Below are 19,321 nucleotides of genomic sequence, written 5' to 3'. Positions count from 1 at the left end.
GATAGTTACTACAACAGATCGGTATCGGTCGGCAGGTCTTGGGCGAATTCCGCTAGTTTATTAAAAGATTCCGTTACTGCCATAGATTGTTCGGAAATCTGGCTGGCAAGGCTAGCGATTTCTCGAACGAATTGGTTGATAAACGCTAGAGACTGAGCTTGTTCGTCATTGGCTTCTATATCAATTTCTCTAATAAGAGATTCGATTTGTGCCGTCTGTTTGGCTAACCGATGCGTTAAAGGACTTACTGTCCTACCAATGGAAACAATCGAACTCTGGCTTACCTCTTCCCCTCGTTCGCTTTCAACCGATACATTGCTGAGTGGATAGTTCATCTGTCCTCTGAGATCGTTGACGAAATTCACCATCTCGAACAGTTGTTGGTAAGACTGGCTCAGGTGCTGCATTTTTTCAGTAGCTTCCGCGATGGTTTCCTCGATTGTGGCAATGCTATCCTCGACCCAATCGACGTTTTTTTGTTCGGTTGGTACTGTCTGACTCGATTGTCCCTGTTGAAGTTTTACTTGTTTGAGGCTAGTCGTCTTTTCCCTAATCGAGTCTGTCACTGCCTGCATTTGAGCGAGAAAATCTGCAATCGCTTGCGAGTGACGAGTAATCTTGGCACAGAGGCTATCGAAAGCCGTTTTGCTATTGCTCAGCAGTTCTGATATCTGCTGAGCGAGCAATTCTTTTTGTCGCAACTGTTCTTGAGAAGCTTTTTGAGCTAGCTGCCGCGCTTGCTCTACCTCTTTGAGCAGACTAGCGCGATCGAGAGCCAGTCCTGTTTGTAAAGCGAGTTGAGTCAATAGATCGATTTCAAAATTCTGCCAGTTTCGGGGTGCGGAGCATTGATGGACAATTAATAAACCATATAGTCGATCGCCCGTCAGAATCGGTGCTACCAAATTGGCTTTGACAGCAAAGGCTTCTAGTTGCTCTCGGTGACATTCGGTCAGATCTGCCTCATAAATATTGTCGATCGCCCGGATACGACCGTCGCGATATTTTTGAGCATATTCCTTGGCAAAACAAGGGTCTTTGATTGTCGCTCGCAGCGCTCTTGGGAAGCTAGGAAGAACCGATTCTGCTACAACAGTTCCCTCCCAATTGGCATCGAAGCGATAAACGATGGCGCGGTCAGTACCAATGGCTTTACGGGTTTCTTCAACAGTGACTTTGAGAAGATTTTTTTCGTTGAGCTTTTCCCGAATGCGGAGAGTAAAGTTTTTCAGCAATCGATTTTGCATGCCCTCAGTCTCCAGTTGTCGTAGAAGCGTGGCATTATCGAGAGCAAAGCCGACTTGGGTAGCAATTTGCGTTACCCATCTAATTTCTAATTGTTGCCAAACGCGAGGTTCAGAACACTGATGAGCAACTAATAAGCCAAATAACTTGCCTTCGTTGAGGAGCGGCGTAACCAAATTAGCTTTAACTTGCAACGTTTCTAATTGCTCGATGTAGCATTGGGTCATCCCAGCTTCGCGGATATTATTGAGTGCCCTGACGCGACCATTTTTATACTTTTCCAAATACCGCGCTTCAAAACAGGGGTCTTCTATCGTTCTTCCTAAAGCTCTACTCCAGCCTGGAGCCACTGATTCGGCAATTACCACGCCGTAAGAGTTCCGATCTAGACTGTAGATGACGACGCGATCGCAGTTGAGGACTCTTCTGACTTCTTCGGTGCTGACTTCGAGAATGTCTTCTCGATTAAGCGAGGAGCGAATGTGTTGGATTGCGTCGGTAAATTGCTGTGTTAACTGAGTTTCGATTGCTGCCTGTTGTTGTAAATGAGTAGAGTTGACTAAAAGTTTGGCATTGTCGAGAGCAAAGCCGATTTGGGTGGCGATCTGCGCTACCCATCTGATTTCATGCTGTTTCCACTCGCGCGGACTCGAACACTGATGGGCGACTAACAACCCAAATAACTTGCCTTCATTGAGGATAGGTACAACCAAATTCGCCTTGACTTCGAGAGTTTCTAACTGCTCGATATAACATGGAGTCATCCCCGCTTGGCGGATATTGTTGAGTGCCCTGACGCGACCATTTTTATATTTGTCTAGATATCTAGCTTCAAAACAGGGGTCTTCAATGGTTCTTCCTAAAGCCTTGGGGTAGCCTGGGAGAACTGATTCGGCTACCACCACTCCATAGGAATTGCTATCTAGACTGTAGACGACGACGCGATCGCAATTGAGGACTCTTCTAACTTCTTCAGTGCTAACTTCGAGAATATCCTCTCGATTGAGCGAGGAGCGAATATATTGGATCGCGTCGGTGAAGTATTGTGTCCATTGGGTTTCTGTCTCTAGCTGTTGTTGTAGGCGAGTGGCGTTGGCGAGTAGGTTGGCATTATCGAGAGCAAAGCCAACTTGGGTGGCACTCTGCGCTACCCATCTGATTTCATACTGCTTCCAGATCCGAGGTTCAGAACACTGATGCGCCACCAATAAGCCAAATAACTTGCCTTCGTTGAGGATCGGTGCAACCAAATTCGCCTTGACTTCGAGAGTTTCCAATTGCTCGATATAACATGGAGTCATCCCCGCTTGGCGGATATTGTTGAGCGCCCTGACGCGACCATTTTTATACTTTTCCAAATACCGCGCTTCAAAACAGGGGTCTTCTATCGTTCTTCCTAAAGCTCTACTCCAGCCTGGAGCCACTGATTCGGCAATTACCACGCCATAAGAGTTCCGATCTAGACTGTAGACCACAACGCGATCGCAGTTGAGGACTCTTCTGACTTCTTCGGTGCTGACTTCGAGAATGTCTTCTCGATTAAGCGAGGAGCGAATGTGTTGGATTGCGTCGGTAAAGTATTGAGTCCATTGCGCTTCGATTTCTGCTTGTTTTTGCAGTCGATCGCGATCGCCTACAAGCTTGGCATAATCAAGCATAAAGCCCATTTGGGCTGCCATCTGAGTGACGAACACAATTTCTTTTTGCTGCCAAGTACGCGTCCCCGAACACTGATGGGCGACCAATAAACCAAATAACTTGCCTTCATTGAGGATCGGCGCAACCAAATTTGCCTTGACTTCTAAGGTTTCCAACTGCTCGATATAGCATGGAGTCATCCCCGCTTCGTAGATATTGTCTAGCGCTCTGACGCGACCATTTTTATATTTGTCTAGATATCTAGCTTCAAAACAAGGGTCTTCAATCTTTCTTCCTAAAGCTTGGGGATAGCCTGGGAGAACCGATTCGGCTGCTACTATTCCATAGGAGTCTTGGTCTAAACTGTAGACGACGACGCGATCGCAGTTGAGGGTTTTTCTGACTTCTTCGACGCTCATCTTAAGAATCTCTTCGGAATCGTAAGATGGATGTGGCGGTTGAATTCCTTCTCTAATTAACTGTATTCCTTCTTCATCTCCTCGCTCTACAGTGGCTGCGTCGGCAATTGCAGCCGAACGAAAAGTACGGCGAGCCAAGAGTGCGGCAAGTGCGCCACCTAGCAAAGCTGTTCCACCAGTTCCAATTAACAAAGTAGCCAGCAGTCGTTTTTGCTGTACTAATTTCGGTTCGACTACGCCCGTAGTATCAGCTCGTCTTGACAGGATTGTTTGTTCGCTAATTGCTCGATTGCCAAAGTAATAAGTTGCCGTTCCCACAGCCAGAACCGGAAGCATAACCGCAATACCTGCTAGAGCTGCTACTTTGGCTTTTAAAGATATTTTTGGCGGCTCTAGCGTGGGTAAGTCCTCAGCAGGCGATGACTCTTCATTTTCTTCAACAGTTAACGAGAGAGCAGATTCTTGTTCGGCTTGTAGTTGAGAGGAAATTTCATCCCTATGAAGCTGGAGACCAGAGGGATCTTTGTCGCTGTTTGGATCGGGAGAGAAAAGTTGAGTCATTGCTCGATTCTGGATAATAAAAAATATCTACAGTAATTTAATTAGCAAGATGTTAAAGATCTGAAGGTATGCTAAGAATTACTTTTAACTTCTGTCTCAGTGTAAATATCGAGGTATTTATACTTAGATTCAGTATTGATACTGACATTTAGATATTAACCTGTCGGGGTTGTGTTGCAAAATGCTACTCAAATCGATATTGTCTCGCTCCGATCTCAGATGAGTATAAGTGGAACTTTAGAGATGTTTTCCCTACCTGAGTTATTTCAACCTTTCGACTCAGGTTCTCAATCTGGTCGTTTAATTTTCCAAAGCTGGCTAAACCCTATTAATCCTTAGCCTTGAATCATTGATTTATTAGTTGAAGTAATTCTAGTCTGCTTTTCCCACTGCTTCGATCGCCGATTCTAGCGCGATCGCGACGTGAGTCCAATGGGTCCCCCCCTGACAGAAAACGATATAAGGCTCTCGTAGGGGACCGTCGGCAGAAAATTCAGAAGTACTCCCATCGATAAACGTTCCACCAGCCATGACTAACTGACTCTCATATCCTGGCATTTCTGCGGGAACGGGGTCTAGATAAGAACCGACGGGAGAATAACGTTGAATCGCCCGACAAAAGGCAATTAGCTTTTCTGGCGAACCCAATTGAATCGCTTGAATCACATCCCGACGGGGAACCAGCGGCGGCGGGTTGACGGGATAGCCCAATTTATCAAAGACATAGGCAATGAGATGACTGCCTTTCATCGCTTCGCCGACCATTTGCGGTGCTAGGAATAGACCTTGAAATAGCAAGCGATTTTGGTCAAAAGTTGCCCCGCCACTACTGCCAATTCCAGGTGCCGTCAAACGACATGCCGCCGCTTCTACCAATTCTTCTTTTCCTGCAATATAGCCCCCTGCCGTGACGATGGTTCCCCCCGGATTTTTAATCAGAGAACCTGCCATTAGATCTGCTCCTACATCTGTCGGTTCTCGATCTTCGATAAATTCTCCATAACAATTATCGACAAAGCAAACGGTATTGGGATTTTGTTGTTTGACTACATAAATAATCTTTTCTATTTCCTCAATCGATAAACTCTGTCGCCAGGAATAGCCGCAGGAACGCTGAATTAATACCAGACGGGTATTGTCTTTTACCGCAGTGTTAAGCGCTTGCCAATCTATCGTCCCTCTTTTGGTTAGGGCTAATTCCCGATATTTAATGTTAAACTCAGCGAGGGAACCTTGAGCGATGCCTCGCAGACCAATGACTTCTTCGAGGGTATCGTAGGGTGCGCCTGCGACGGCTAGCATTTCGTCTCCAGGGCGAAGCACGCCAAACAAAGCACATGCGATCGCGTGAGTTCCCGATACAAACTGTACCCGCACGGCAGCAGCTTCTGCTCCCATCGCACGAGCAAAAACCTTATCCAGCGTCTCCCGTCCGAGGTCGTCGTGTCCGTAACCGCTCACGCTGGAGAAATGATGAACGCCAACTCGATAGCTGCGAAAAGCTTCCAAAACTTTTTTGAGATTTTGCTTGACCTGGGTGTCAATTTCAGAAAAAATCGGTAAGAGGGCTGTTTCTGCTGCTTTAAGTAGCGATAAATCGTCCATTTACTCAGTGAAAGTAAAATTTTGTTGCCGGTTATTGATTTAATACCCCAACCTACCCCTGGGTCAAATCAATAAAGGTTTTTCCTCATTCAGTTATGTAAATAAAATCTTAAATTGCTTGCCATATTTACCAATTTATGTATTAAGTTCTTCGAGCGAAGATTTACATCACTGAATTTCCTATCTTTTTCGACGAAAATTCCATTTTAGGTTATTGCATGACTGTTGCCACATCTGACAAACTTTCTCCGGCTTGGAGCATTATTATTTACATAGCTACGGTTCATCTGATAGCCTTACTCGCTTTATTTCCTAGTAGCTTTAGCTGGGGAGCCGTAGGAGTCGCTTTCGTGCTTTACTGGCTAACTGCTTGCATGGGAATTACATTAGGATTTCATCGCTTAGTTTCTCACCGAAGTTTTGAAGTTCCCAAATGGTTAGAGTATGTCCTAGTTTTTTGTGGTACGCTCGCCTGTCAGGGTGGTCCACTTTATTGGATTGGCGGACATCGAATCCATCATAAATATTCCGATACCGAATTAGATCCCCACGATTCTAATAAAGGTTTTTGGTGGAGCCATCTCGGTTGGATGTTATGGGAAAATGCTTCCGTAAAAGAAGATATTCCTCGCTACACCAAAGATATCCAAGACGATCCTTTCTATCAATTTTGTGAAAAATATTTCATTCCCATTCAAATTGTCTTAGGATTACTGCTCTACTGGTGGGGCGGTTGGTCGTTTGTAATTTGGGGAATTTTTGTGCGTTTAGTCGTCGTATTTCATTTCACATGGTTTGTTAACAGCGCCACTCACAAATTTGGCTATCAAAGTTATGAATCTAACGATAATTCGAGAAACTGTTGGTGGGTTGCCTTGCTAACTTTTGGCGAAGGATGGCACAACAATCATCACGCCTATCAATATTCGGCACGTCACGGTTTGGAGTGGTGGGAAATCGATCTCACTTGGATGACGATTCGAGTTCTACAAATTCTTGGGTTGGCAAAAAATGTTAAGTTAGCGCCAACGCGATCGAGCGACTAAGTTTTTTTTCATAGCTAAATACCCTATTTATTTCGCGTTAAAAACGCGATTTTTTCCATTTTTTTCTCTAGGTTATTGCATGACTGTTGCCACATCTGACAAACTTTTTCCGGCTTGGAGCATTATTATTTACATGGCTACGATTCATCTCGTAGCCTTACTCGCTTTATTTCCCAGTAACTTTAGCTGGGGTGCTTTAGGCATTAGCTTTGTACTGTATTGGTTAACTGGCGGTATAGGAATTACATTAGGATTTCATCGCTTAGTTTCTCACCGAAGTTTTGAAGTTCCCAAATGGTTAGAGTATATCCTAGTTTTTTGTGGTACGCTTGCCTGTCAGGGTGGTCCACTTTATTGGATTGGCGGACATCGAATCCATCATAAATATTCCGATACCGAATTAGATCCCCACGATTCTAATAAAGGTTTTTGGTGGAGTCATATGGGCTGGATGTTATGCCAAAATCCAGCAAGGACAGAGATTCCTCGCTACACCAAAGATATCCAAGACGATCCTTTCTATCAATTTTGTGAAAAATATTTCATTCCCATTCAAATTGTCTTAGGATTACTGCTCTACTGGTGGGGCGGTTGGTCGTTTGTAATTTGGGGAATTTTTGTGCGTTTAGTCGTCGTATTTCATTTCACATGGTTTGTTAACAGCGCCACTCACAAATTTGGCTATCAAAGTTATGAATCTAACGATAATTCGAGAAACTGTTGGTGGGTTGCCTTGCTAACTTTTGGCGAAGGATGGCACAACAATCATCACGCCTATCAATATTCGGCACGTCACGGTTTGGAGTGGTGGGAAATCGATCTCACTTGGATGACGATTCGCGTTTTACAAATTCTTGGTTTGGCAAAAAATGTTAAGTTAGCGCCAAAGCAATAGGAATTTATAATAAATTCCTTTACAATCTCAAAGCCCTTCTTCATGAAGTTAAGCAATGAAGAGGGGTTTGATTTTTAACTTTTTGGATATGGTTACAATAAGAATGCTAAACGATCGCATTGCGCCAATATGTTCGGAACTTTCCAACAAAGCCATCTCCGCATCGAGTTAGAAGCCAATGAAAGTACAATCCGAGATAGTTTGCTCAATACGAGCAAACTGAAACAATGGCTTTTTCCTCAGCGTTTTTCTCCAGGATTGCCAGAAAAATTACATTCAGGATTAGTTTTTACGAGCTGGGTGGGACCATTTTCCATCCATCACCAAATAGAAGTGGTAGATAAAAACTGTTTGCGCTTGTTATTGAGTCAGGGAATCGATGGATATCACGAATGGTCTTGGGGAGAGGGGTGGGTACAGTCTCGCTTAGAAGGAATTTCTCTGCTGCCGTTAAATTTGGGACAAACTTTAAGTTTGCTTAGATTGCGTGAATTTGTTTCAGGCGTTGAATAAGTCAGGGTGATTTCATCCTGACTCGATCTCATCAAGAAAGAAGTTCCTAGGAACCCAAACATAAAGTCCTCTAAGACAGACTTTAGCCTTTTAACTATTGCAAAAAAAATTGGTTATCGCGACCAACAAGTAAATTTTTCTAAAAATTCATGGCTTAAGCAATAAAAAGCTTTAGCACCGGGAGATTGAGGTTCTGTTAAAACGACGGGTTTATATTCTTCAACAGCTCTTGCCACCGCAATGTTAAGCGGAATTTCTGTCTGAAAAATTGCTCGTTCGCCAAAATCCTCACTCAATCTACGTCTGATTTTTTCTCCCATATTACTAGCATGTCCTAAAGAAGTGAAGATAATTCCTAGTAAATTAAGGTGAGAGCGATCGCGATCTTTGAATTGCTGAATTCGACCTTCTAACATGCCAACTCCTATTACTGATAAAGGTTCGGGTTTGGCAGGCACTAGATAAAAATGACTAGCTAGAATGCCGCTGCGAGTAATTAAGTTATCTTCTGGAGAAAAGTCCATGAAAATAAAGTCATAGTTATTAATAACTGGTTTGAGGATACTAGCAATTAATGTATCCTCTAATTGATGCCAGTTATTTTTGAATTCTTGATGTTTACCTTGAGATTTTGCCACGATTATTTCTGCCAGTAAAAAATCCTGATAAATCTCCACATCTCCTGGCAATAAATCAAGACCTTTAGTATGGCAAATATTTGGTTGAATGATTTCAAGAATCGATAGAGATAAAGAATTATCTAGTTCGGTTGCTTGATGAATTAAAGTTTTTATAGTTCGTTTTTCTTGTTTGAGTTTGGCAAATTGAAAAGGAGACATTAAACTCAGCGTGGCATTAATTTGGGTATCCAAGTCAACAACTAATACTCTCTTGCCATAATTTTTTGCTAGACAAGTTGCTAAATTGATAGTAACTGTGGTTTTCCCAACGCCACCTTTCATGTTGACTATGGCGATAATAGATCCCATTGATGGAGAAGTTAGCAATTAGAAGAATCGAGAATAATTAACATTATATGTAGCTATATTATCGATTTGTTATGTGCTGCAACGCTTGTCCTACAGAAAGTCGGAGTTGGGAGAATTTATTGCGACACGGACATTTAAAATCAACCGAGGTTCGATGCTTTTATCAAGATCTGTTTGTCAGGGAGAATCAGCGAAAGTTTTCGCAAGTCAAGCTTAGCGTTGCAATTTCTATCGATTACTAGAAAAGATAGCCCCTTAAGACGTAGCATAATAGAGATAAAATCTTCACGAGAGTAACCGTAGGGGAGAAAAAATGGCGGTTAAATTACGCAAGCCGATCTTAGTCGCAGGCATCGGCGTATCCATCCTACTCTGGCTGTGGGATGGTCTTCACGAAGAAATGCTCGAAGTGGGAGAGTGGGGCATTTTAGGAGCGATTGCGTTGGGAATGGGTTCTTGGATGCTACAACAAAAAGCCTCTCGCAGCAAATCCCTACAGTTACTTTCGCCTCTAAAACGAGAAACCGTCGATCGGGCAATCGCTCAAGCTGAAGCAGCGATCGCAGCTTTGGCAACAGAAGCCCCAGATCGAGATATCTCCTCCTTAAAACAACAAGTCGCTCAATTGTCCGAATCGTTTAAGCGGCAAACATTACGACTGGCGATCGCCGGCGGCAAAAAAGTCGGCAAAACCACCTTAAAACAAGTCCTAGAAAGCCAAAAGATTGCCGAAAATATCCAATGGGTAGAAACAGCCGCTTTCTTATCCGAAACGGATACAACCGATACTGCCGCCAAAGAAGTTGCTCTAGCATCTGACTTAGTATTATTCCTAACAACTGGAGATTTAACCGATTCAGAACGACAAATCATACAGCAACTGAGAGGATCCCATCAGCAAATCGTCCTGCTATTTAACAAACAAGACCAATACCTTCCCCACGAACGGGAAGAAATCTTACAACAATTGCAGCAGCGAGTCAGAGAGATTCTCCCCCTGGAAAATGTTATCGCGATCGCTGCCGCTCCCAACCCAGTGAAAGTTAGACAACATCGAGACGATGGTTCCGTGCAAGAATGGATGGAAAACCCGCCAGCAGAAATCGGCGCGTTGCGCGATCGCCTCAAGCAAATTCTGATCCAACAAAGAGAACAACTGATCTGGGGAACGACTTGGCGAGAAGCAATAGAGTTAAAGCAACAAGTCAAAACAATTCTCAATGAAGTCAGATGCGATCGCGCCATTCCAGTCATCGAACAATATCAGTGGATTGCTGCTGCTGCCGCCTTTGCCAACCCCGTTGCTGCCCTCGATTTATTAGCAACGGCTGCGATTAACGCTCAAATGCTAGTCGATTTGAGCGACATCTACCAGCAAAAATTCTCTCTCTCCCAAGCACAAGCGGCTTCTGGCACGATTGGCAAGCTGATGGTGCAGTTAGGATTAGTCGAACTGTCTACCCAAACGATCGGCAGCTTACTGAAAAGTAATGCCATAACCTACGTTGCCGGCGGTGCGGTACAGGGAGTTAGTGCCGCCTATCTGACTCGCCTGGCAGGGTTAAGTCTGATCGAATATTTCCAAGAACAAGAAATCGGTATCGCTTCAGGAGACGGTTTGAATCCAGAAAAATTGGCACAAAAGCTCAAACAGGTATTCGAGCAAAATCAACGGGGCGCACTTCTACAAGGTTTCGTCAAAGGTGCGCTAGCGCGTTTGTTTCCCGAATCTCCCCAAACGGAAACGGTGGCTTCCTAACTCCAATTTTTTGAGGAATTTTTCTTCGTAGTGCTTGCTACGAACAGAAATCTAGACAGTTTCATAGCATACTGAAAGTAACCTGAGTTGAGATGAAGCAATTAAGATTGCTCATCAAACCCAGATATTTGCCAGCTTAGCGATCGGCAAATAACGAACTCTGGGTAACGCAATGACCTATACAATCGTGACTGAGTGTATCGCCTGCGATGCTTGCCGTCCTCGATGTCCGACAGAAGCGATCGCGAGAAGAGAAAATCTCTATCAAATCGATCCCTATCTCTGCAATAACTGTCTGGAATATTATCCCGATCCGCTATGCGTAGTGCTATGTCCGACTCTCCATCCGGTTCCCTTAGAAATCGATCCGTCCTTTAAAATTAAGAGGAAAAAATGTCGCTGGTCGGACAAAGAAAGCCTCGCTAACCCAGAACTATTTTTAGATGGAAAGACAACTGCGATCGCGGCAGCAAGGATCGTTTGGGAAGCTTGCAATCTCCTAGCTCAATCGAGTTTGCTTCCTTGGCTAACCGAACCGGATGGAAAAGTTTCCTACAGCCAGCAATTTCGGTATGGCAAGGGAAAGATCCGCTTCCGCCTTGCCGAAAATTTAGAAGGCGAATGTCCCAATTCCCTTAGCGGCGATGCAGCTTGGCGAGCGATCGAACTATTTAATCTGAGAGCTGCTTGCATGCACCTCATCTATGCTGCTTGTGCGACGACTTTGGAACGTCCTTGGGAAGAAGCATTCGTCATTGACGACGGACAGATTGAAGCTTATTTAAGATTAGACGAACGTAAAGACCTATCCAGACACGACAAACTAGCCCTAATTAAATTTCTAGCTCGGCAACCCTGCCAACTGCTCGCTTCTATTCGCTTTCCCCAACAGGAGCGCCTCAGAGCCTTTACAGTAGAAGAAAGCCGACTCTGGCACCTACTGAGCATCGAACACCGCTTTCAAGAAGATTCCTTTGGCAACAAACACGTCATCGGGCTTCGGTTTAGGATTAGGGCAGGTCAGTGGGCGAAATATTTCCTCAATCCCCAAGGAGCACAAGAAAAGACTGCCTTTTATCAATCTGCCATCCTACCTAAATCGCTCTTGGAAAAAGTCATGAGCCTTTGGCAGAAGCACCAAGGAGCGGCTCGCATGATGCTCTGGCTGCTATTTAAACTTCAGCAGGAACCAGAAGAAGCGATCGCTGTTTCAACCCTAATGAAAGTTGGCTATGGCGAGGAGCCAATTGCGCGAACCAATAGAAAACGCGATCGCCGCACGCAGCGGATACAAACTTTTGAAAACGATTTAGAAGTCTTATACGAGTGCGGTTTTAAACCCGTTTTCGATCCGGTGACCTATGCCTCAGAAATTCAGCCACTTTGGGCTAAATTACTCGATATTCCCGAAGATAGCGAAGCCGATCTCGACTTTTGGATCGATGATGCTAGCAAAAGTAGGCGAATCACCGATCCTGCCCCTCGCCGAAAATGGGAACGGCTGATGAATGCTTACATTCTCAAGTTTGAATTGCCGACGGAATTTGCGCGGGGGATAGCTGAGTTTGAAGCTCAAAAAAAAGAAACTGTCACAGAAAAAGCGAAGCGCAAAATACAGCCCGAACTAACTGGAGAAGCAGTGATAGCCGCTCGCAACAATAAAGGCTGGAGCCAAAGGCGTTTGGCAAAGATGATGGGCAAAAGCCAGAGTTGGGTGAGGGATATCGAACACAAGCGTTTTGAAATCAAACCAGCAGATCGAGAGCGATTGAGAGAAATTTTAGGATTGTAGCGACTTCAAGCAACTTTTCGGTAATACAAAAGGATGTAGTCAAAGCTTAGCGCGATCGCATTATAGATTGCGTCTTTACTCAGATCTTACACCTACGCTTTATCCCACAAGGAAATGAATTCCTTTGCTCTATTGCGAAAGTCCTCGCCTATAAAACTTAATGATTACTAGATAAGACTTCAGTCCATTTTAATGGACTTATGCTGTTAGCCAAGAAATTGATTTCTTGGCGAGATTTTAATGTTTGCTGATTCTGGTGCAAAATATAAGTTTACCAACGTTCAGCCGGATTTTGTCTGAAAAACGTCTCTCTGACCGCTAATTCTCTTATAGGCTGGTGGTAGCTACATCGCCGTGAAACTTACATCGGCTAATTTCTTGGCTCTGTCTTTTGCCTTATCCCAAAGGGTTCCATTATCGGTCATGTACCAATGGAAATACTGCATCATCGTACCATTAAGGTCTGCCATGGCTTATGCTCTGCTTAAACGCGATCGCGAACGTCTATTGCCCAGTGCGAGAATACTACAGCATTGTGAAGAAAACGAGAACTAGCAAGGTTTTAGTTCTTGACAGATTGGTTTCTAACCGAAATCGTTGAAGCTTAGCGATCGCAGTTTCATTGACATAACTCATTGAGGATTGCTATTGCCAGTAACGAACAAATTTCCGAAAATAAAAACCCTTGGCGTGATTCCTAGCCAGCTCAAAAATGTTGATTTTAGTGACTTTTTTTGCCTATCTATCTTCACCTTAAGCTACAGTAAAAGTACCTAGATAAAATCCCCGCAAGTATACCGCGATCGTTGACGATGACAGGGACGTAAAATTTTTTAAGGTAGAAAAGAAAATTTTTCTTGTCATCGCTAAAAATTGTTGTTATAAATTTATTCAGTTAAGTAAAAAAGCCAACAACAATTTTCGGGAACATTTAGAGATGAATTGATAACTAGAATAGAGATAGGAGTAAAAACTAGAAATTCTTGAAGAAAACCATATTCTTTACTTCATTTCTTTAAGTCAATCATCCAGGCGTGCGAACTTCTCAAAAAAGTTAGTGGTGGTTTTAAAAATGGTTTGGGCGATCGACAATCGAAACTAGAATTGAAAGTCGAATCAAGTATAAACATCAAAAACCTGTTAATCGCAATTGATTAATAACTTATTTAAGTTAGAGATTCGAACCAACTGACCAACCTGTTATGAACGAGCTAAAAACTTTAAGAAATCAAGACGCAAAGATTAATAGTCAGAAAGTACTAGCCCTTTTAAATAAATTGGGGTGTTGGAATTTTGTCCTGCTCCCCGAACAACTCACGACTACCTAATACGACTAACTGCCGAGTATGAATGGCAATAAGCTACTGACACGATATGCTGCTGGGGAACGGGATTTTAGCAGAATAGATTTACACGGAGTCGATCTAGCGCAGGCAAAACTCAGCGGAGCCAATCTCATTCGAGCCAATCTGTCTGGGGCACTATTAAGAGGCGCTAACTTGAGCGGTGCATTTCTGGTAGTAGCCAGCCTAGATCGAGCCGATCTCCGAGAAGCTTGTCTGATCGTAGCAAATTTGAGCGGAGCCGACCTCAAGGAAGCTAACCTAAGCGGAGCTAACTTGAGCGAAGCTGTCCTGACAGGTGCCGTTTTGCAAAAAGCCAACCTGTCGGGTGCGAAGCTGCGAGGGGCAATTCTCGCAGGAGTAAACCTAGCAGAATCCAATCTACGAGGAGCCAATCTGCAAGGAGCAAATCTCTACGGTGCCGACTTGCGAGGAGCCGATCTCAGGAATGCCGATCTCAGTCGCACCAACCTGCGCGGAGCCAACCTCGAAAGAACGATTATGCCCGATGGTACGATTCATTGGTAACAAGTTAAAAAAATGAATGTCGATAACCTATTGAAGCAATATGCAGCCGGAGAAAGAAATTTTGAGGGAGTCGATCTCACGGGAACATGCCTCTATCGCGCCAAACTGAGCGGAATTAATCTAAAAGGTGCCAACTTAGTTGGAGCTAATCTCAGCGGAGCAGATCTAGTAGCAGCAGATTTGAGCGAAGCTAACTTGATTGGTGCTAACCTGAGCGGAGCTAATTCGATCGGCGCTAACTTCAGTCATGCCGATATCATCGGAGCCAATCTCGGCGGGGCCAAACTAGCTGAAGCTAACTTGGCGAAAATTACGTTGAATGGCAGCAATTTGAGCGGTGCTAATCTCAGTGGCGCTAATTTAAGCGAGGCATCCCTTAAAGGTGCTAATCTGAGCGGAGCGGTTTTGAGTGCTACTCTGATGGAAGCCAATCTAGCAGGGGCTAACTTAAGTAACGCAAGTTTGGTTGAGGCTAACCTAAGCGGCGCTAATTTAAGAGGAGCCAATCTAGCTGGTGCGAACTTATCCAAAACCAACCTGCACAAAGCCACGCTAGCAGGAGCCAATTTATGCGGTGCCAGTCTTGCCGAAGCCGACTTGAGCCAAGCTAATTTGTATGGTGCTAATGCTAGCGAGGAAAGTCTTCGGGAAGCTAACCTCCAAGGAGCCACCTTACCAGATGGTACGATCGTATAAGAGTTCAACGGCTAGCAAAATCCAGAATCTAAAATAATGTTATACTAATTCGCAACTTGTAATTATCAGTTCTCAATTACTCAGCAGCTCTGTGTGTAAGGCTTTTTTCTTCGAGCATCTGTAGCGTTCTTTTTTAGAAATGGTATTAGATCCCGCTGCCAACCCGCAGCTCGCTACGCCACTGCTCGATGCTTTACGGGTTGAAGTTCAATACCCGACTGTCTCCTTCTACACGCCCGGACACAAGCGAGGTCGAGGAACGTCAGATAGGATTGCCGAGCTGTTTGGTCGCCAAATCTTTCAATCGGACTTACCAGACTTGCCGGGACTGAGTTTATTTGCACCCGACGGCGCGATCGCGAAAGCCCAAAATCTGGCAGCAGAAGCCTTTGGAGCCGATCGTACTTGGTTTTTAGTCAACGGCTCAACCTGTGGCGTAATGGCAGCGATCGTGGCAACCTGCGCCCCAGGAGATAAGATTATTCTGCCGCGCAATATCCATCAATCTGCGATCGCGGGACTAATTGTTTCTGGCGCTCATCCCGTCTTTGTCGTGCCAGAATACGATCCGGTTGTGGATTTAACCCACAACGTCGCGCCCGAAACGATTGCCGAGGCGCTAGAACAACATGCGGATGCTAAAGCGGTGATGATAGTCTCTCCAACTTATCAAGGCATTTGTGGAGATATCGCCGCGATCGCTCGACAAGTTCATAATTACGGCATTCCTCTACTGGTTGACGAAGCCCATGGCGCTCATTTTGCCTTCCATCCAGCCCTACCTACCGCGGCGCTAGCAGCGGGGGCAGATTTGGCGGTACAATCGACTCACAAAACCCTATCTGCCATGACTCAGGCATCGATGTTGCATCTCAAAGGTTCGCGCATCGATCCGGGGAGAGTCAGCCAAGCGCTACAACTTCTACAGTCCAGCAGCCCCAGCAATCTGCTCTTAGCTTCTTTAGATGCCGCCAGACAACAAATGGCAACCCAAGGTAAAGCTTTGCTGGAACGCACCATTCGGCTAGCTGACGAAGCGCGATCGCGTATTGGGCAAATTCCTGGATTATCTGTTCTACAGCCAAAACCAACGAAAACGCCGGGTTTTTACGCCCTCGATCCCACCCGCCTGACAGTTACCGTCTCTGCCTTGGGGATCGATGGATTTGCGGCTGACGAAATCTTCTACGAGCAATTAGGAGTTACTGCCGAACTGCCAACCCTACAACATCTTACTTTTATTATTACTTTGGGAAATACAGCCGAAGATAGCGATCGCTTGGTCGATGCATTCAAGCATTTATCTGACAAATATAGAAGCGAGGGCACGGGAAAGATTGAGGGACAAAGCTTGCCAAAATTCCCTCCTTCCCCAAACTCCATGCCTGTATTATCCCCCCGCGCTGCTTTCTTTTCTCCTACCGAAACCATACCCATTTCTCAAGCGATTGGTCGCATTAGTGCGGAAACGATTTGTCCCTATCCGCCGGGAATTCCGATCTTGTTGCCCGGAGAAGCGATTACAGAAGACGCGATCGCGTCTTTACAAAGGATTGTTGGCGCTGGCGGGTTCGTTAGCGGTTGTGCGGATGCTAGCTTGCAGACGTTACGGGTTATTAGCAAGTAGTTAGGGGCATACCTACAGCAGTGTGCAGATAAAATAAGTACAATCATTTGTACTAAATAGTTAAGATAGATAATATTTTTAATGAAGCCTTACTCTCTAGACTTGCGTCAAAAAATTGTGATGGCTTACGAAAACCAAGAAGGTTCAATTCGCCAGTTAGCCAAACGCTTCAAAGTAAGCCCAGATTGTGTTAGAAGACTGTTAAAGCGTTTTTACTCTGAAGGCAAAATTGAGCCTAAGTCTTACAGTGGCGGAAATCAACCTCTCCTGCAACCTCAACACCTTGAAGTGTTAACAACTCTGGTTGAAGAGGATAATGATGCTACCTTATCTGAGTTAGCTCAAAGACTTGAAGCTCAAACAAAGCTCCAAGTTAGTAACTCTACGATTAGCCGTGGAATTAAAAAGTTGAATTTGACTCGAAAAAAAAACTCTCAAGGCAACAGAAGCTTATACCCAGGAGAAACAACTTCAACGATGTCATTACTGGAATGAAATTAAAGATGTCGCCGTTAAAGATTTGGTGTTTCTTGATGAAACCGGAGTGAATTTAGCCATGGTCAGCTTTTATGCTCGTGCCATGAAAGGAAATCGTGCTTAGAGTAAACGCCCTCTTAAAAGAGGAAAAAACGTTTCTATCATCGGAGCGATGACTCTCAAAGACGGTTTCTTAACTGGTCTAAGTTTCGATGGTGGAAATAACGGAGATACTTTTTTGTGGTTTGTTGAAGAAATCTTGGTGCCTTCTTTGTGGCCCGGAGCAGTAGTTGTCATGGATAATTTACCAGCACATAAAGTTCAAGGAGTTACCGAGGCGATCGCCTCAGTCGGAGCTAAAGTTGTCTATCTTGCTCCCTATTCACCTGACTTTAATCCGATTGAAAATCTGTGGTCTAAACTTAAATCACATCTTCGCTCTATCGAGGCTCGAACTAGTGAAACACTTCATGAGGCTATTCGAGACGGATTACAACTTATTACTTTAAAGGATGTTCATAATTGGTTTACTCATTGCTGCTACTGTACTTAACTTGTCTGCATATCGCTGTAGTTTACTCGATCCTTAATCGGTTGCTTGGCTAGCGAAGTTCCACAAGTGGGATTGTAAAAATTTATAATGGAGAACTGGACTCTAATACGAATCGATCGCAATCTAACCGCTTCTCAACCATGACCAATTCTCAGCGTCGCTACCACATCACCACTTTTGGCTGTCAGATGAATAAAGCTGACTCGGAACGCATGGCAGGGATTTTGGAGGAGATGGGTTTTGTGCGATCCGAAGATCCCAATCAGGCAGATCTCATTCTCTATAATACTTGTACGATTCGGGATAATGCCGAACAAAAAGTCTATTCTTACCTCGGCAGACAAGCAAAACGCAAGCATGAACAACCAAACTTAACCTTAATTGTTGCAGGTTGCGTTGCCCAGCAGGAGGGCGAACAATTATTGCGGCGCGTTCCCGAATTGGATCTGGTTATGGGTCCCCAGCACGCCAATCGCTTGCACGACTTGCTAGAAGAGGTATTCGCAGGCAGTCAGGTTGTGGCTACCGAACCCGTCCACATTATGGAAGATATTACCAAACCGCGTCGGGAAAGCGCTGTAACTGCCTGGGTAAACGTTATTTATGGGTGTAACGAACGCTGTACCTATTGCGTCGTCCCCAGCGTTAGAGGGATAGAACAGTCGCGCACGCCAGAGGCAATTCGCGCTGAAATGGAAGAATTGGCAAGGCAGGACTACAAGGAAGTGACGCTTCTGGGGCAAAATATCGACGCATACGGACGCGATTTGCCAGGAGTGACAGAAACGGGAAGGCACCAACATACTCTGACCGATTTGCTTTACTACGTCCATGACGTGCCGGGAATCGAACGCATTCGCTTTGCTACCAGCCATCCCCGTTACTTTACCGAAAGGCTGATAAAGGCTTGTCAAGAGTTACCCAAAGTTTGCGAGCATTTTCATATTCCTTTCCAGTCGGGAGATAATGAAATTCTCAAAGCGATGAAGCGGGGTTACACCCACCAGAGATATCGCCAGATTATCGAGAAAATCCGCGAGTGTATGCCCGATGCGTCTATCAGTGCCGATGCGATCGTCGGATTCCCAGGGGAGACAGAAGAACAGTTTGAGAATACGTTACAATTAGTAGAAGATCTTGGCTTCGACCAATTGAATACGGCGGCTTATTCTCCCCGTCCCGGTACGCCTGCTGCTATCTGGGAAAATCAAGTTAGCGAGGAAGTGAAAAGCGATCGCTTGCAACGACTCAATCACCTAGTCGCAACTAAAGCTGCCGAAAGAACCCAGCGCTATCTCGGACGCATTGAAGAGGTTCTCGTAGAAGACCAAAATCCCAAAGATTCTACTCAAGTGATGGGACGAACGAGAGGCAATCGCCTCACTTTCTTCACTGGCAATATCCAACAATTGAAAGGCAAGTTGGTGAAAGTGAAAATTACAGAAGCTCGCGCCTTTAGTTTGACAGGCGAAATAGTTTTTGGGAATCCCAATTAATCGATTTTGCCTTTTAGATCGTTCGATCGCGGTAGTTTTGACTTCATAATAATTGTCAATTGCGAATTATCAATTGCGAATTGGAGCGAAGCGACTTGATATTGCTTGCTCGAATCATAAGAAATGTATAACAATACAA

General features: G+C 44.6%; 14 protein-coding genes and 1 pseudogene. 11 read left to right on the top strand and 4 right to left on the bottom strand.

What is annotated here, in order from left to right; all coding sequences use genetic code 11:
• Positions 1-8: 8 nt before the first annotated feature.
• Together PLE7327_RS00305 and PLE7327_RS00300 are read right to left on the bottom strand one after the other, a co-directional pair.
• A complete protein-coding gene (locus PLE7327_RS00305; RefSeq protein ID WP_015141860.1) occupies positions 9-3,863 on the bottom strand; it encodes a GAF domain-containing protein in 3,855 nt (1,284 codons plus the stop codon).
• Positions 3,864-4,235: 372 nt separating this feature from the next.
• Positions 4,236-5,468, bottom strand: a complete 1,233-nt coding sequence (locus PLE7327_RS00300; RefSeq protein WP_015141859.1) for a methionine gamma-lyase family protein — start codon at positions 5,466-5,468, stop codon at positions 4,236-4,238.
• A gap of 218 nt (positions 5,469-5,686) precedes the next feature.
• Between PLE7327_RS00300 and PLE7327_RS00295 the strand changes: the two genes are divergently transcribed.
• The 3 genes from PLE7327_RS00295 to PLE7327_RS00285 all read left to right on the top strand — a co-directional run bounded on the left by PLE7327_RS00295 (position 5,687) and on the right by PLE7327_RS00285 (position 7,922).
• Positions 5,687-6,514, top strand: a complete 828-nt coding sequence (locus tag PLE7327_RS00295) for an acyl-CoA desaturase (RefSeq protein ID WP_015141858.1) — start codon at positions 5,687-5,689, stop codon at positions 6,512-6,514.
• 79 nt (positions 6,515-6,593) lie between these two features.
• Positions 6,594-7,409 carry an acyl-CoA desaturase gene (locus PLE7327_RS00290; protein WP_015141857.1) on the top strand — a complete coding sequence of 272 codons (816 nt, stop codon included), beginning with the start codon at positions 6,594-6,596 and terminating at the stop codon, positions 7,407-7,409.
• A 129-nt stretch (positions 7,410-7,538) separates the two neighbouring features.
• Positions 7,539-7,922 (top strand): hypothetical protein, encoded by a 384-nt coding sequence (locus PLE7327_RS00285; RefSeq protein WP_015141856.1) that lies wholly within the window; start codon positions 7,539-7,541, stop codon positions 7,920-7,922.
• A gap of 113 nt (positions 7,923-8,035) precedes the next feature.
• Here the strand turns inward: PLE7327_RS00285 and PLE7327_RS00280 are convergent, their stop codons facing one another.
• The gene (locus tag PLE7327_RS00280; RefSeq protein WP_015141855.1) at positions 8,036-8,911 is read right to left on the bottom strand and encodes a ParA family protein; all 876 of its coding nucleotides are present in this window, start codon (positions 8,909-8,911) and stop codon (positions 8,036-8,038) included.
• A 313-nt stretch (positions 8,912-9,224) separates the two neighbouring features.
• Between PLE7327_RS00280 and PLE7327_RS00275 the strand changes: the two genes are divergently transcribed.
• Together PLE7327_RS00275 and PLE7327_RS00270 are read left to right on the top strand one after the other, a co-directional pair.
• Positions 9,225-10,670 carry a YcjF family protein gene (locus PLE7327_RS00275; protein ID WP_015141854.1) on the top strand — a complete coding sequence of 482 codons (1,446 nt, stop codon included), beginning with the start codon at positions 9,225-9,227 and terminating at the stop codon, positions 10,668-10,670.
• Between the two features lie 172 nt (positions 10,671-10,842).
• Positions 10,843-12,462, top strand: a complete 1,620-nt coding sequence (locus PLE7327_RS00270) for a helix-turn-helix domain-containing protein (RefSeq protein WP_015141853.1) — start codon at positions 10,843-10,845, stop codon at positions 12,460-12,462.
• A gap of 344 nt (positions 12,463-12,806) precedes the next feature.
• On the opposite strand, the gene PLE7327_RS26060 is transcribed toward PLE7327_RS00270, so the two are convergent.
• Positions 12,807-12,932: a hypothetical protein gene (locus tag PLE7327_RS26060; protein WP_015141852.1), complete on the bottom strand. Its 126-nt coding sequence runs from the start codon at positions 12,930-12,932 to the stop codon at positions 12,807-12,809.
• An 876-nt stretch (positions 12,933-13,808) separates the two neighbouring features.
• Between PLE7327_RS26060 and PLE7327_RS00265 the strand changes: the two genes are divergently transcribed.
• The 6 genes and pseudogenes from PLE7327_RS00265 to miaB all read left to right on the top strand — a co-directional run bounded on the left by PLE7327_RS00265 (position 13,809) and on the right by miaB (position 19,182).
• Complete coding sequence (locus PLE7327_RS00265; protein WP_015141850.1) at positions 13,809-14,333, top strand: pentapeptide repeat-containing protein; 525 nt, start codon at positions 13,809-13,811, stop codon at positions 14,331-14,333.
• A 12-nt stretch (positions 14,334-14,345) separates the two neighbouring features.
• Positions 14,346-15,029, top strand: coding sequence for a pentapeptide repeat-containing protein (locus tag PLE7327_RS00260; protein WP_015141849.1), 684 nt, complete (start codon positions 14,346-14,348; stop codon positions 15,027-15,029).
• A gap of 139 nt (positions 15,030-15,168) precedes the next feature.
• Complete coding sequence (locus PLE7327_RS00255; protein ID WP_015141848.1) at positions 15,169-16,656, top strand: aminotransferase class I/II-fold pyridoxal phosphate-dependent enzyme; 1,488 nt, start codon at positions 15,169-15,171, stop codon at positions 16,654-16,656.
• 81 nt (positions 16,657-16,737) lie between these two features.
• Entirely contained in the window at positions 16,738-17,151 is a 414-nt protein-coding gene (locus PLE7327_RS00250) for a helix-turn-helix domain-containing protein (protein WP_041391740.1), read from the top strand.
• Positions 17,152-17,281: 130 nt separating this feature from the next.
• Positions 17,282-17,686 (top strand): annotated as a pseudogene (locus tag PLE7327_RS00245) (transposase); the annotation flags it as partial.
• A gap of 140 nt (positions 17,687-17,826) precedes the next feature.
• Entirely contained in the window at positions 17,827-19,182 is a 1,356-nt protein-coding gene (gene miaB / locus PLE7327_RS00240) for a tRNA (N6-isopentenyl adenosine(37)-C2)-methylthiotransferase MiaB (RefSeq protein WP_015141847.1), read from the top strand.
• The last annotated feature ends 139 nt before the right edge of the window (positions 19,183-19,321 follow it).

The organism is Pleurocapsa sp. PCC 7327 (assembly GCF_000317025.1).
Lineage (GTDB): Bacteria > Cyanobacteriota > Cyanobacteriia > Cyanobacteriales > Microcystaceae > Hydrococcus.
This window is presented reverse-complemented; position numbering and strand designations above follow the sequence as displayed.